Genomic DNA, 14,468 nt, shown 5'->3' on the forward strand with positions numbered 1-14,468 from the left:
CCGGCCCGCCCCTGCGCCTCATCGGCTCGTGCGACCCACCTTGTCAGGCGGTCGCCTCGCCGGCTCCGGCTGTCACCTCCTCGGCCCGGTGCTGCTCCGCGGGCTCGGGGGTGGTGGCCGGGGGAGCGAACATCAGGCGCAGTCCGAGGACGGCGCAGAGCGGGCCGAGCGCGCACATGGCGGCGGCGCTGACGAAGGCGGCGTCCAGGTGGCCGGCGTCGTAGCCGAAGCCGCCGAAGTACGTGGCGAAGACGGACGCGAAACCGAAGAACATGCCCGGGATGAGAGCGAACGGCCTCAGCCGGCCGGTGGCCAGCAGGGTGCCGTTGACGAAGAAGATCACCACGCCCAGCGCCAGGGTCTGGGCGAACTCCCCGGTGCCGAACATCGTGCCCGTCTCCCGGTTGAGGAGTACGGCCACCACACCGAACCCCGCCCCCGTCGTGGTGGCGGTGATCATGGAGATGGCGTTGGGGATGCTCGGACCGCCCTGCATGAACGTTCCGGCCCAGGTGATGAAGATCGCCCAGGTCGGCATGTGGAGCGGGCTGAGCAGCAGGAAGACGGTGGCGAAGGCGATGATCGAGGCGCTGACCTCGTGCGGCAGTCTGCTCTTCATGGCTACGCCAACCCGCCCGGCTTGGCCAGCAGTTCCTTGATACCGGTGTCGATGAACGCGGTGTCCGCGGGGCTGCTGCCGCCGCCGGCGAAGTGACCCCAGATGCCGGGGATCACCCGGAGTTCGGCGCCCGGGATGTGGCTGACGGCCCAGGCCTCGTCCTCCGGCGGGAAGTAGAGGTCCTTCTCGGCGGGCATGTCGAGCGTGGTCGCCTTGATGGAGCCCAGCGCCGCCTCGGTGTTCCCGTCGAAGCCGGGGGTGCGCCCGACGTCACCGTTCTGCCACGTCCAGAGCATGGTGAGCAGGTTGTTGGGGTCCCGGCCGTCGAGGAAGAAGCCCTCCCAGAAGCCGACGAGGAAGTCCTCCAGGGAGGTGTAGCCGAGCTTCTCGTACTCCTTCTCCCAGTAGAACGCCTGCGAGAAGCCCCATCCCGCGTACACCCGGGCCAGTGCGCGCAGTCCGGTGGTTGGCCACTTGTCCGCGTCGTACCAGCCGCCGGCGAAGACCGCGTCGGCGGTCAGCGCGGCCTTGACGCCCTCCAGGAAGACCTTGTTGTGGGCGCTGGTGCGTGGGGAGCCGCAGAAGGGGGCGATCCGCTCGACCATCTCCGGGTGGCTGACGGCCCACTGGAAGGTCTGGCCGGCGCCCATCGACCAGCCGGTCACGAGCTGGATCTTCTCGATGCCGAACTCCTCGGTCACCAGCTTGTGCTGGGCCGCGATCTGGTCGTACACCGTGATGTCGGGGAAGCGGGCGCGGTCGTACGGCGGCGGGGTGTTGCTCGGCGAGGTGGACAGACCGTTGCCGAGCATGTTCGGGACGATGATGAAGTACTCGGCAGGGTCGAGGGCCATGCCGGGGCCGATCAGCCACTCGTTGTCCCAGTGCCGGCCGGAGTACCAGGTGGGGTAGACGATGACGTTGGACTTGTCCGCGTCGAGCTCGCCGTACGTGGTGTAGGCGAGGTGCGCGCCGCGCAGGGTGGCGCCGCTCTGGGTGGTGAAGTCGCCCAGCTGGAAGGTGAGATGGTCACTCATGGGGCTGCCTTTCGGGACGTTCAGGAGGTGACGGCGCACTGGCCGCGGTCGGCTTTTCTCGGGCCCTCGGCGTTCGGCCGGATGTCGAAGTCGAAGATCGCCGTGGGCAGGTAGAGGGTGCTGCACGCGTTCGGGATGTCCACGACTCCGCTGAGCCGGCCCTCGATCGGGGCCGAGCCGAGCAGGAGGTAGGCCTGCTCGCCGCTGTAGCCGAAGGTCGTCAGGTAGTCGACGGCGTTGAGGCAGGCGTTGCGGTACGCCATCGTCGCGTCGAGGTAGTGGTTGGTGTCGGTCTCGTGGTCGACGGAGATGCCGACGAACGAGATGAACTCGGTGTACTGCGGCGCCACGTTGCCCGGCATGAAGATCGGGTTGGTGGTGACGCCGTACTTCTCCATGCCCCCCTTGATCAGGTCGACGTGCAGGTCGATGAAGCCGCCCATCTCGATGGCGCCGCAGAAGGTGATCTCGCCGTCGCCCTGGCTGAAGTGCAGGTCGCCGCCGGAGAGCAGGGCGCCGGGGACGAGGACGGGGTAGAACACCCGGGAGCCGCGGGTGAAGTTCTTGATGTCGTGGTTGCCGCCGTTCTCGCGGGCCGGGACCGTGCGGGCGCCTTCGGCGGCGATGAGGGAGGCGGTCTCGCCGGTCGCCGTACCGGCCAGCGCGTTGTCGGCGAGCGGGGGCAGGGCGAGGGCCGGAACCCGGTGCGGGTCGGTGTCGATGAGGGCCTGTTCGCGGGCGTTCCAGCGGGCCAGCAGGTCGGCGGACGGCGCGGTGCCGAAGAGGCCGGGGTGGGTGATGCCGGTGTAGCGGACGCCGGGGATGTGGCGGGAGGTGGCCTGCTGGCCGTGGAAGTCCCAGACGGCCTTGTACGAGTCGGGGAAGCGGTCGGTGAGGAAGCCGCCGCCGTTGTCCTTGGCGAAGACGCCGGTGTAGCCCCAGCCCTGTCCGGAGCCCTCGCCCTCGGACTGCGGTACGGGCCCCAGGTCGAGGATGTCGACGACGAGCAGGTCGCCGGGTTCGGCGCCCTCCACCGCGATGGGACCGCTGAGCATGTGGGCGTGGGTGAGATCGACGTCGCGGACGTCGTTGGCCGAGTCGTTGTTGCCGATCTGGTTGTCGGTCCAGTCCCGGCATTCGATGCGGAAGTCCGACCCGGGCTTCACGGTGACGGCGGGCGGGATGTCGGGGTGCCAGCGGTTGTGTCCGGGGACCTTCTGGTCGCGCATGGACATGGCCTGGTCGACGCTGAAGACGACTTCGGGCATGGGGGCTGCCTTTCGTGTCGGGGCTGGGGGAACAGGGCTGGGAACCGGGCGGGCAGGGCTGGGAACCGGAGGAACCGGCCTCAGGGTCTGGGCAGTCGGGCCTGGCGGGGGTCGCCGGCCGGGGCGGGCCGACGGCGGGCCGGGGGCAGGTCCGTGACGACGCGCGGTTCGTGTGCGCTGGCTTCCTGGGCCCGCAGGGCGCGGGCCAGGGGGGCGGAGGTGCGGGGGAGCATCGGGGCGGTGAAGAGCCGGCGGGACCGCTCACCGCACATTGCGCACGGTTCTTCGGTCAGAGCGCGGCCCATCGGACGGATCACGTCGAAGGGACCGCAGCCCGGGCAGCGGTACTGGTATGTGGTCATGGACAACCCACTTCCAAAAGCTTCGAGAAAAAAGTATTTCCGACCGAAGCAATTGGGCAAGGGTTCGCCGTGTTACGTGCGTGTAAAAGGATGGCCGCGCCGCGGTGTCGGCTACGGCAGCTGCTGGAGCACGTCCCACTGCAGCCCGTCGGCCGCGGCCAGGAACACCCGCTGATGCAGGTGGCGGTCGCGGATCTGGACGGTGCCGCGCGGGGTCTCGTACTCGAGGCCCTCGGCGGTCGCCTGAATCCGGGTCATGTCGACCCCGCCGGCCCGGTGCAGCAGCTCGGTGAGCATGCGGACGCCTTCGTAGCAGGACTCGCCGAGGCTGTTGAGCACCGGCGCGCCGGGTCCGAACCGCCGTCCGTAGGCGGCGGCGAAGTCGAGTCCGGAAGCGGTCGGCAGGTCCTCGAAGTAGCCCGCCGAGGTCATCAGGCCCCGGGTGTTCTCCGGGCCGGTCGCCAGCAGGACGTTCTCCTCGATCAGCGAGCTGAACCGGATGTGGTCCCGGTCGAGTCCGGCGGCGGTGAACGCGCGGTTGAAATACACGGCGTCGTCGCCGATCAGCAGCATCAGGACCGCCTCGCAGTCACTGGCCGCAACGCGGGCCAGAGCCGGGCCGAAGTCCTTGGTGCCGAGCGGGACGTACATCTCGTCACAGACCTCGCCGCCCAGTTCCCGCAGGTAGCGGTGGGCCGCGCGGGCGGAGGAGCGGGGCCAGACGTAGTCGTCGCCCACGATCGTCCAGCGCCGGATGCCGAGCTCACCGGCGAACCACTGGAGGGCGGGGCGCAGTTGACGGGCCGGGGTCTCGCCGGTGAGGAACACGCCCGGGGACCGCTCGCCGCCTTCGTAGAGCGCGGTGTAGACGTACGGCACGCGCCCGCCGACGCGCGGGGCGACGACCTCGCGGACGGCGGAGATGTGCCAGCCGGCCACGGCGTCGACGACGCCGCCCGAGACCAGCGCGTCGATCTCGGTGGCCACCTGCTCGGGTGGCGCCCCGCCGTCGACGAGCACCAGCCGCACCTCCCGGCCCAGCACGCCCGACTCGGCGTTGACCTCCTCGGCCGCGAGCCGGGCGCAGCACTCGCAGGACGGACCGAAGATCCCGGCGGGACCCTGGAGCGGGATCACCAGGGCGACGTCCAGCGTGTCCCCGGCCCGGCCTGCCGGGGACCCGATCCGGACAGACGCCTTCTCGATCATAGGACTCACACTAGCGATTGGTTGCTACGAGAATATTTCGCGGCGATAAGGAAATGACTGTATCGTGGAAGCACTTCACGCGTCCCTTGTCCGCCGCGTGAGCCCGCACGACCGCTATCGCTGCGGTGCACTCCCCCCACGACCACGACGACACTTGGCAGGACGATGACCACGACCCAGGCGGCCGTATCCGAACACGACCTGGCGCGAGCCCTCACGCTCGTGGAGCGGAGCGTCGTCCAACGGCTCGGTGAGGCGCTGAAGGCGGAGGGCGCGACGCTCGAGGAGTGGCGCGTGCTGTCGTTCCTCGGTGACGGCGCGGGCCATCCGATGACCGAGGTCGCGGAAGTCGCCCTGCTGACGGCCCCGACCCTGACCAAGGTCGTCGACCGCATGGTCTCCCTCAACCTCGTCCTGCGCCGGGTGGACGACGCGGACCGGCGGCGCGTCCTGGTGTTCGCGTCCGAGCGCGGGCGCGAGGCGCTGACCCGCTGGACGGCAGCGGTCGAGAGCGAACAGGACCACATCGTCACCGCCCTCGGCGCCGAGGAGACGGCCCTCCTGCGCACACTGCTCCACCGGGCGTCGAGGCGCCTGGGCTGACGGGCGGGAGCCCTTCGACGGGGTCGACGACGGGAGCCCGACGGGCCCGAGGTTCGGGGCCCGTCCGGCGGTCAGACGGATCGGGGTTCCAGGACCTGTCCGGCGGCTCGGCCGCGCGGGGCCGGGACCTGTCCGGCGGCCCGGCCGCGCGGCGCCGGGACCCGTCCGGCGGCCCGGCCGCGCGGCGCCGGCTCGGCCGTCAGGCCCGCAGGGGGTTGGTCCGTGCCGCTGCCAGCAGGTACCAGGCGGTGGCCCCCACGTGCCGGTACGGGTAGTAGCCGAACCCGAAACCGGTGTCGAGCGGGCTGCTCGCCGAGACGACTCCGGAGCGGGCGGCGACCGGCCCGCCCCCGAGCGTCTGGTCGCGGCCGAGCAGGTCCTGGGCCCGCTCGATGGAGGCGATCAGCCGCCGTGCGCGAGCCTCGTCTCCGGGTGCGTGCCGGTCGCGAAGGGCCAGTGCCAGATGGGCCGTTCCTTCGAACCACACACCGTTGCGGTCGGGCTTGGGCTGGCCGGTGGCGATCGGGGTGTCCTCGTTCGCCACGAGGCTGGCGGAACTGAAGCCGACGCCCTCGTAGGACTGGCCCGCGGGCACCGTGCTGTTGCGCCGGCCGGCGGTGTCCAGGACGGCCAGTTCGGTCGCGGCCCAGTCCACTGACCGGGAGTGGGCGCGGGAGGCGAGGGCGAGCCGGGTCCAGGTCTGGGTGTCCTCGGGGACGGGTGATCTGTTGATCGTCACACCGTCGTTGGTGCCGGTGTAGAAGAAGCCCCCGGACGGTTCCCACATGTTCCTGACGAATGCTTCGGCACGCGCGCGCCGCTCCAGCCACACCCGGTCCCGGGTGAGCAGGGCGAGCTGTCCGAAGAGGCCGATCAGGTCGGTGTTGTGCTCCGTCGAGGTGAAGGGCAGTCTCACGTCGGCGCCGTCGACTCCGAACTTGTAGCCGCCCAGGGGCTCTTCGGTACGGCCGACGCGCTCGATCCACTCGCCGATCCGCACGGCGCCGTCGAGGAAGCGACGCTTCCCGGTCCGTCGGGCCAGCGTGCTCAGGGCGATGCCGGCCCAGGCCATGTCGCCCACGGCGGTGCCGGTGAAGCCGAACTGGGTACCGACGTTGGCCTTGCCGTCCGCGCGAACGAAGCCGTCCGGCTGCGGCGAACCGTCGTAGAAGGTGTACGGCCCGACGTTGTAGGCCTGGCGCAGTCTGCCGTCGTCGTACGCGGGGTCGTGGGCCTGGGCGTAGAGGAGCGCGTCGCCCAGTGCCACCGCGCGGGACCGGCCGTCCTGGGAGCGAGAGGTGAGGGCGGCCAGGATCGCGAGGGCGTTGTCGTAGGTGAACGCCGTGCTGAACAGGCCGGACTGGTCGGTGTAGCTCTGCGCCAGCCGGACGGTGCCGTGGTCCGGGTAGGCGTCCATGGCGGCGGCGAGGAAGGCATGGGCGCGGCGCCGGGCGGAGCCTTCGCCGGTGGACGGTCGTTCCAGCGCCTGTGCCGCGCCGGAGCCGGCCGCGGTGAGGGCTGCCGCGCCGACGCCGAGTCCGGTCCCGATGAGCGCACGGCGGCTGAGTACCGGGCCTTGGCTGCCGGTCATGGGTCTCCTTGGAAGGTGAGGAGCAGGGGGCGGGACGAGCGGACAAGCCTGGCTGAGAGCGCTCTCACGCGGGCGCGCCCATTCTGCTGTCGAGGGCGCGCTCAGGTCAACGCCTGTGGCACGGGAGGCAATTGGCCGCGAAGCGACCCGTCGGCCGACCGTGCGGCGGGCGTCCTGTCACCGGTCCGGCGGGCAGGGCAGACGGGTTCCGTCGGTCCGGGCCTCGAGCGCGCGCAGGACGGCCACCATGTCCTCACGCCCGTGCCCTCGCGCCACCGTCTCGTCGAACAGGGCGTGGCAGGCGTCGAGAAGGGGAGAGGCGAGGCCGGCCTTGCGGGCGGCCGCCGCGATCAGCCGGTTGTTCTGCAGGACGTCGCCGGCGGCCGCCTGGACGGCGAAGTCGCGGGACAGCAGCTTGGGCGCCTTCATGCGGGAGACGGCGCTGGCCATCGGGCCGGCGTCCAGGACGTCGAGGAACCGGCGTCGGTCGAGCCCGTGCCGGTCGGCGAAGTGGAACGCCTCTGCCAGACCGGTGACCAGCGTGATCAGGAACAGGTTCACCGAGAGCTTCGTCACCAGGGCGTCCGGGACCGGACCGCAGCCGAACGTCTGCCGGCACATCGGGGCGAGCAGGGGACGTACGGCCGCCACGGCGTCGTCGTCACCCGCCAGCATCGCCACCAACTGCCCCTGTTCCGCCGGGACTCGGGAGCCGGAGACCGGCGCCTCGACATACGCCCCGCCCGCGGCCCGGACGTCGTCCTGAAGGCTGCCGGAGTACTCGGGCGAGGTCGTCCCCATGTGGACGACCGTGTGACCGGCGACCCGCGCGGCGAACTCCCGCGTCCCCCGCCCCAGCACCGCGTCGACGGCGGTCGCGTCGGCCAGCATCAGGATCACGGTGCCGGCCCGCTCGAAGACCTCGGCCGGGCTCCCCGCGACCTCGGCCCCGGCGGCGCGCAGCGGTCCGCACCTGGCCGGCGTGCGGTTCCAGACCACCAGAGGTGTTCCCGCGCGGGCCAGGTTGAGGGCCATGGGCTGCCCCATGACCCCGAGTCCGACGAAACCCACGTACGCCACACTGCACCGCCGTTTCCGCCCGGCGCCCGCGCGCGGGGCGAGGCCGGGTTGTCCTCGCCGACCGACTATGACAGCGGTCATAGTAGCCGCCTCTATGACGGCGGTCATAGGCTTGGCTCCCGGGTGGCTCACGAGCGGTGGTGGAGGTCGAGGATGGCGGTGCCCGAACGGGGGCCACGCGAGCGCATGGTCTTCAGCGCGGCCCAGCTCATCCGGCGCGACGGGGTCGCCGCCACGGGGATGCGCGAGGTCGCGGCCCATGCCGGGGCGCCGCGCGGCTCGCTCCAGCACTACTTCCCCGGCGGCAAGGAGCAGCTGGTCAACGAGGCCGTCGGCTGGGCGGGCCGGTACGCGGGCAACCGTGTCGCCCGCTTCGTCGCCGCGCTGCCCGAGCCGACCCCCGGCGGGTTGTTCGCCGAGATGGTGCGCCAGTGGACCGACGAGTACCGCTCCGGCGGCTTCGCGGGCGGGTGCCCGGTGGCGGCCGCGACGGTGGACTGCGCGGAGTCCACCGCGTCCACCCGGGAGGCCGCGTCCGGTGCCTTCACCGCCTGGACGTCCGCGGTGTCCCGCGCCCTGGTGGACATGCGGGTACCGCGAGAGCGGGCCGACCCGCTCGCCACCCTCATGGTCAGCTCCCTGGAGGGGGCGATCCTCATGGCCCGCGCCGAGCGGGACATCCGCGCCCTCACAGCCGTGTCCCGCGAACTCGCCCCCCTTCTCGACGCCGCGGTGGACAGGACGCCCGCCGGCTGACCACCTCGTTCGGCCGAGCGCGACCGGGAGCGATCGATCCTCTGCCTGGCGACGACCTGCATGGCCCCCGGCGGGCAACCCCGCCCGGGGCGCGGCCCGGTAGGGCTCCACGCCGAGGGCCAGTCCACGCGGTCCGGCCGCCCCACCCACCGCCCTCCCCTCCCACCGTCCGGCGCACACCGGACGGTGTCCGCCGGCCCGTCAGTGGCTACTGTTGGTGACAGCAGGTGCACCGGTCCCGCAGCTGTGCACCCATGGGCCGCGAGATCGCGGCCCGACCACGGGACGCGGCTGGAGGCGAGGGTGGCGGCAGAGAGCGCTGGACACGCGGGCCACGCCGACGGGCCCGATGCGGTGCGGCTGGCGTTGCTGACCTCCGCCGACGAGGACATGACGGGCATCGACGCGCTGACGCTCGCCGTGCAGCAGGCGACGGCCGCCCTCGGCGGTCTCGGCGGCGTGGCGCACCGGCGCGACCCGGGGACCGGCCTGCTGCGCCTGGTGGCGGTCTGCGGGCTGACGTCGAAGACCGCCGAGCCGTGGGTCACCGTCCGCGACGAGAACGCCGGCCCCGCGCGTGCGGTGCGCGAGGCAGCCTACGTCTGGCAGCCGGAGGGCGGGACGGGGACGGGCGCGGCCGGTACGGCGTCGGTGCCCCTGACCGGCCCGGACGGGCCGGTCGGCGCGCTGTCCGTGCTCACCGTGGGGCCCGGCGAGCCGGACCGCGGACGTCAGGCCTTCCTCCACTCGGTGGCCGCCTGGGCCGCCCACCGCCTGGCGACGCTCTCCGAGCCGGTCACGGGACCACCTCCTCCCGGGATCCTCCTGGACATGGGTGACGGTTTCCTGGCGGTCGACGAGGACTGGCGGATCACTGTCGCCAACCGGGAGGCCGAACGGCTGCTGGGCGTGGACCACCTGCCCGGAAGGGTTCTGTGGGGGCTGCCCGCAAGCCGTACGGGCGGTCTGGAAGGTCACTGCCGGCGAGCCGTGGCCGAGGGCACGGCGATCGACCACGACCTGCGATGGCCGACGGACCAGCGTCTCTACCGCGTCCGGCTCGCGCCCGTGAAGGGCAGCGGTATGGCCATCTCCTTCGCCGACGTCACCGACCGGCGGCTGGCTTCGGCCGGAAACACGGCCGAGGAGCGCCGTTCGGTCGAGCGGACGGCCCGGATGGGCGAACTGACCGTCGCACTCGCCGAAGCCGTGACCTCCCGGGACGTGGTCAGGGCCGTGGCGCGGCACGTACTGCCGCCGTTCGGCGCCGACGGACTCGTGGTGGAGGCACTCGACGGCGGGCGGGTGCGCGTGGTCGACTCGGTCGGCTACAGCGAGGAGTTCCTGCGCCGGCTCGACGGGATTCCGCTGGACGCCAACGCCGCCGTCGCCGACGTGCTGGGCACCCGTACCCCGAAGTTCGTCGAGTCGCCCGGTGAGTTCGTACGGCTCTACCCGGACCAGCGAAGTCTGGCCGTCACGTCGGCCAAGGGAGCCTGGGCCTTCCTTCCCCTCGTCGCCTCCGGGCGGGCCACGGGCTGCTGTGTCGTGACCTTCGCCCGGCCGCGGTCCTTCAGCGCGGAGGACCGCACCCTGCTGACGGCGCTGAGCGGCCTGGTCGCCCAGGCCCTGGAACGGGCCCGGCTGTACGACGCGGAGTCCGCCCGCGCCCGTGGTCTTCAACGCGGCCTGCTGCCGCGTGAGTTGCCCTCCCTGGCCGGCGTCTCGGCCGCCGCCCGCTACCTGCCCGCGGGCAGGGGCGACGAGGTGGGCGGAGACTGGTACGACGTGATCCCGCTCTCCGCCGACCGGGTCGCCCTGGTGATCGGCGACGTCATGGGGCACGGCATCACCGAGGCCGCCACCATGGGCCGGCTGCGCACGGCCGTCCGCACCCTCGCCGACCTCGAACTGGACCCGGACGAACTGCTCACCCACCTCAACGAACTCGTCGGGGAACTGGGCCACGACTACTACGCCACCTGCCTGTACGCCGTGTTCGACCCGGTCACCCGCAGCTGTTCGTTCGCGCTGGCCGGGCATCCGCCGCCGCTGGTCGTGCACCCCGACGGCACGGTCCACACCCCCGACCTGCCCGTCAACCCGCCGCTGGGTGCCGCCGAACCGCCTTTCGACGTGCTCGAGTTGACGCTCCCCGAGGAGTGCCTGCTGGTGCTGTGCACGGACGGCCTGGTGGAGTCGCCGACCCGGGACATCGACCGGGGGCTGACCCTGCTCCGGCAGACCGTGGCGTCGGCGGTGGCCGGGGCTCCCTACTTCTCGGCCGACGGCGCGGAACGGCTCGACGAACTGTGCGACGTCGTCGTCTCCACGCTGATCCCCGATCGCGAACAGACCACCGACGACGCGGCACTGCTCGTCGCCCGGACGCGCTGCACCCCGCCCCAGGACATCGCCTCGTGCAGTCTTCCGGAGGACCCGCGGGCCGCCGGACAGGCCCGTGAGTACGTGCGGCGGCAGCTCGCGGTGTGGGGCCTCGACGACCTCGTCATGACCACCGAACTGCTGGTCAGCGAACTCGTCGGCAACGTCGTCCGGCACGCGAAGGGCCCCATCCGGCTCCGTCTGATGCGCAGTCGGTCGTTGATCTGCGAGGTCTACGACGGAAGCCTCACCACCCCGCGGATCCGGCGCGCGGGCCACACCGACGAGGGCGGCCGGGGTCTGCACCTGGTGGCTGCCGTCTCGGATCGGTGGGGTACGAGGTTCCTGGGTGACGGCAAGTGCATCTGGGCCGAGCAGGACATCCCCGTGGCGGACGGGCCGCGGCCCGAGTCCGCCCGAACGCCGTAGCCGAAGCGCACGTTCCGCGTCGGCGGCCTCGCCGGATCCGCATCAGGTCAATCGTCCCGGACCCTTGACTCGGAATGCGCCAGTCGCGATCCTCGTCTCACTGTCTTGTGCCGGTCATGACAATTCCAGGGGTGGTCAAAATGCCCTGGCCGACCGTGCCATCCCGCCGACCGAGGGACGTGGGTTGTGACCATGACCGGACGCCCGTACCGCCGACACCGAGACGTCACCGTCGTCTCCCTGCTCCTCCTGGTGCTCGCCACGGTCCTCGGCCCCACGCCGAGCTCGGCGGCCGCCGCGGACTGGTGGACGCCGACGGCGAGGCCGACCCCCGACTCGCAGATCAACGTCACCGGCGAGCCCTTCACCGGTACCGACTCGGCGGGCGACGTCCGCGGATTCGTCGACGCGCACAACCACCTCTTCTCCAACGAGGCGTTCGGCGGCCGGCTCATCTGCGGCAAGGTGTTCTCCGACGCCGGCGTCGCCGACGCGCTCAAGGACTGTCCCGAGCACTACCCCGACGGCTCGCTCGCGCTCTTCGACTACATCACCCACGGCGGCGACGGGAAGCACGACCCGGCCGGCTGGCCGACGTTCAAGGACTGGCCCGCCTACGACTCGATGACCCACCAGGCGAACTACTACGCCTGGGTCGAGCGGGCCTGGCGCGGCGGGCAGCGGGTGCTCGTCAACGACCTCGTCACCAACGGCATGATCTGCTCCGTCTACCCGTTCAAGGACCGCAGTTGCGACGAGATGACGTCGATCCGCCTCCAGGCGAGGATGACGTACGCCCTGCAGGCCTACATCGACAAGCAGTACGGCGGCACCGGCAAGGGCTGGTTCCGGATCGTCCTCGACAGCGCGCAGGCCCGTGAGGTCGTCAAGCAGGGCAAGCTGGCGGTCGTCCTGGGCGTGGAGACCTCCGAGCCGTTCGGCTGCAAGCAGATCCTGGACATCGGCCAGTGCAGCAGGGCCGACATCGACGCCGGCCTCGACGAGCTGTACGCGCTGGGCGTGCGCAGCATGTTCCTGTGCCACAAGTTCGACAACGCGCTCTGCGGCGTCCGCTTCGACGAGGGCGGTCTCGGAACGGCCATCAACGTCGGGCAGTTCCTGTCGACCGGCACCTTCTGGCAGACCGAGAAGTGCGCCGGCCCGCAGCACGACAACCCCATCGGCACCGCGGCCAGCGAGGCGGAGGGCGACCTGCCGGCGGGCACGGAGGTCCCCGCGTACGACGAGAACGCGCAGTGCAACACCCGTGGGCTCACCGCGCTCGGCGAGTACGCCGTGCGGGGCATGATGAAACGCAAGATGATGCTGGAGATCGACCACATGAGCGTCAAGGCCACCGGCCGGGTGCTCGACATCTTCGAGGCCGCCGCGTACCCCGGCGTGCTCTCCTCGCACAGCTGGATGGACCTGAACTGGACCGAGCGGGTGTACTCCCTCGGCGGCTTCGTCGCCCAGTACATGCACGGCTCCACGGCGTTCGCCACGGAGGCGAAACGTACGAACGCGCTGCGGGACAAGTACGACGTGGGCTACGGCTTCGGCACCGACTTCAACGGCATCGGCGATCACCCCGCCCCACGCGGCGCGGACGCCGCCGACAAGGTCACGTACCCCTTCAGGAGCGTCGACGGCGGGTCGGTCATCGACCGGCAGACCACCGGCGAGCGCACCTTCGACCTCAACACCGACGGCGCCGCCCACGTGGGGATGATCCCGGACTGGATCGAGGACATCCGGCTGGTCGGCGGCCAGGACGTGGTGGACGACCTGTTCCGCGGCGCCGAGTCCTACCTCGGCGCCTGGGGCGCCGCCGAACAGCACCAGGCCGGCGTCAACCTGGCCAAGGGCGCCGCGGCCACCGCCAGTTCGTCGGAGTCCAACCCGTTCACGAGCTACGCCCCGGGCCGGGCCGTCGACGGCGACACCGGCACCCGCTGGGCGAGCGACTGGAGCGACGACCAGTGGCTGAGTGTCGACCTGGGCGCCACCAACCTGGTCAAGCGGGTCACCCTCGACTGGGAGCGCGCGTACGGGAAGTCGTACCGTATCGAGCTCTCCACCGACGGCACGAACTGGCAGACCGCCTGGTCCACCACCTCCGGCGACGGCGGCCTGGACACCGCCTCCTTCACCGGCACACCGGCCCGCTATGTCCGCGTGCACGGCCTGACCCGGGGCACCGACTGGGGATACTCGCTCCACGAGGTGGCCGTCTACAGCGGTTGACGGGCGCCGGGGGGACGAGCGGGGAGGGCACGCGGATGGCACGGATGCCGTCGGCCGAACGGCGCCGACAGCTGACGGAGGCGGCGATCAGGGCGATGGCCCGGGACGGCGTCGCCGCGACGACGACCCGGTCCATCGCCACCGAGGCGGGCGTCTCCCTGAGCGTCTTCCACTACTGCTTCGACTCCAAGCAGGAACTGGTCGAGGCCGTCATCACCACGATCACCGACCACTCCGTGACGGTGGTCCGGCAGGCCCTGCGGCCCCGGGCCACCCTCGAGGAGACCGTCCGGGCCGGCTTCCAGGCCTACTGGGACCACGTGCGCGCCCATCCCGACGAGCACATGCTCACCTACGAACTCACGCAGTACGCCCTGCGCCGGCCCGGGTTCGAGCATCTGGCGCGACGCCAGTACGAGCTCTACGGCGAGGCCTACGCCGAGCTCATCGAGCAGCTGAGCCGCGGCATGGACCTCCGGCTGCGCGTGCCCGTCTCCGTGCTGGCCCGCTATCTGGCCGCCATGACCGACGGGCTGACCCTCAACTACCTCGTGCTCGGTGACGCGGCCGCCTGGACCGACATCCTCGACACGGTCACCGCCCACATCGCCGGACTGGTCCAGCGCGACGTCCCCCCGGCACCACGCCCGGCCGTCCCGCCGACGCCCGCGGCCGGCCCCCGGCCGCCGACGGCCGTCCGCGACGACAGCCCGCCGGCCTGACGCCGGGGCGTCCCGTGCGCCGTGCTGGTCCGTCGCGACGTCTCCCGGGTGCCGCGCCCGGCCGTCCCGCCGGCGCCCGCGGCCGGCCCCGCGACGGCAGGCCGGGACGGCGGCCCGCCGGTCTGAGCCGGGGCGTCCCGTGCGCCGTGCTGGTCCGTCG

At 71.9% G+C, this 14,468-nt stretch carries 12 protein-coding genes; 5 read left to right on the plus strand and 7 right to left on the minus strand.

From position 1 onward, the window contains the following. Positions 1 to 43: 43 nt before the first annotated feature. From OG985_RS39915 to OG985_RS39935, 5 genes are all read right to left on the minus strand, one after another. Complete coding sequence (locus tag OG985_RS39915) at positions 44 to 619, minus strand: DUF1097 domain-containing protein (RefSeq protein ID WP_371673263.1); 576 nt, start codon at positions 617 to 619, stop codon at positions 44 to 46. 2 nt (positions 620 to 621) lie between these two features. Further along, positions 622 to 1,656, minus strand: coding sequence for an alpha/beta fold hydrolase (locus OG985_RS39920; RefSeq protein WP_371673264.1), 1,035 nt, complete (start codon positions 1,654 to 1,656; stop codon positions 622 to 624). A gap of 20 nt (positions 1,657 to 1,676) precedes the next feature. Continuing rightward, positions 1,677 to 2,924 (minus strand): formamidase, encoded by a 1,248-nt coding sequence (fmdA, locus tag OG985_RS39925; RefSeq protein ID WP_371673265.1) that lies wholly within the window; start codon positions 2,922 to 2,924, stop codon positions 1,677 to 1,679. An 80-nt stretch (positions 2,925 to 3,004) separates the two neighbouring features. After that, a complete protein-coding gene (locus OG985_RS39930; RefSeq protein WP_371673266.1) occupies positions 3,005 to 3,286 on the minus strand; it encodes an FmdB family zinc ribbon protein in 282 nt (93 codons plus the stop codon). 111 nt (positions 3,287 to 3,397) lie between these two features. After that, positions 3,398 to 4,495 (minus strand): substrate-binding domain-containing protein, encoded by a 1,098-nt coding sequence (locus tag OG985_RS39935; RefSeq protein WP_371673267.1) that lies wholly within the window; start codon positions 4,493 to 4,495, stop codon positions 3,398 to 3,400. Positions 4,496 to 4,660: 165 nt separating this feature from the next. On the opposite strand from OG985_RS39935, the gene OG985_RS39940 reads away from it, so the two are divergent. Beyond that, positions 4,661 to 5,098 carry a MarR family winged helix-turn-helix transcriptional regulator gene (locus OG985_RS39940; protein ID WP_371673268.1) on the plus strand — a complete coding sequence of 146 codons (438 nt, stop codon included), beginning with the start codon at positions 4,661 to 4,663 and terminating at the stop codon, positions 5,096 to 5,098. Between the two features lie 199 nt (positions 5,099 to 5,297). Here OG985_RS39940 and OG985_RS39945 read toward each other — a convergent pair whose 3' ends face one another. Both OG985_RS39945 and OG985_RS39950 read right to left on the minus strand, forming a co-directional pair. Beyond that, complete coding sequence (locus OG985_RS39945; RefSeq protein ID WP_371673269.1) at positions 5,298 to 6,689, minus strand: Tat pathway signal sequence domain protein; 1,392 nt, start codon at positions 6,687 to 6,689, stop codon at positions 5,298 to 5,300. A gap of 177 nt (positions 6,690 to 6,866) precedes the next feature. After that, positions 6,867 to 7,736: an NAD(P)-dependent oxidoreductase gene (locus OG985_RS39950; protein ID WP_371674625.1), complete on the minus strand. Its 870-nt coding sequence runs from the start codon at positions 7,734 to 7,736 to the stop codon at positions 6,867 to 6,869. Between the two features lie 186 nt (positions 7,737 to 7,922). Here OG985_RS39950 and OG985_RS39955 point away from each other — a divergent pair, with 186 nt between their 5' ends. From OG985_RS39955 to OG985_RS39970, 4 genes are all read left to right on the plus strand, one after another. Next, complete coding sequence (locus tag OG985_RS39955) at positions 7,923 to 8,525, plus strand: TetR/AcrR family transcriptional regulator (RefSeq protein ID WP_371673270.1); 603 nt, start codon at positions 7,923 to 7,925, stop codon at positions 8,523 to 8,525. A 303-nt stretch (positions 8,526 to 8,828) separates the two neighbouring features. After that, entirely contained in the window at positions 8,829 to 11,339 is a 2,511-nt protein-coding gene (locus OG985_RS39960) for a SpoIIE family protein phosphatase (protein ID WP_371673271.1), read from the plus strand. A 192-nt stretch (positions 11,340 to 11,531) separates the two neighbouring features. Further along, entirely contained in the window at positions 11,532 to 13,586 is a 2,055-nt protein-coding gene (locus OG985_RS39965; protein WP_371673272.1) for a discoidin domain-containing protein, read from the plus strand. A gap of 35 nt (positions 13,587 to 13,621) precedes the next feature. Further along, complete coding sequence (locus OG985_RS39970; RefSeq protein ID WP_371673273.1) at positions 13,622 to 14,308, plus strand: TetR/AcrR family transcriptional regulator; 687 nt, start codon at positions 13,622 to 13,624, stop codon at positions 14,306 to 14,308. The last annotated feature ends 160 nt before the right edge of the window (positions 14,309 to 14,468 follow it).

This window comes from Streptomyces sp. NBC_00289 (assembly GCF_041435115.1).
Taxonomy (GTDB): Bacteria; Actinomycetota; Actinomycetes; order Streptomycetales; family Streptomycetaceae; genus Streptomyces.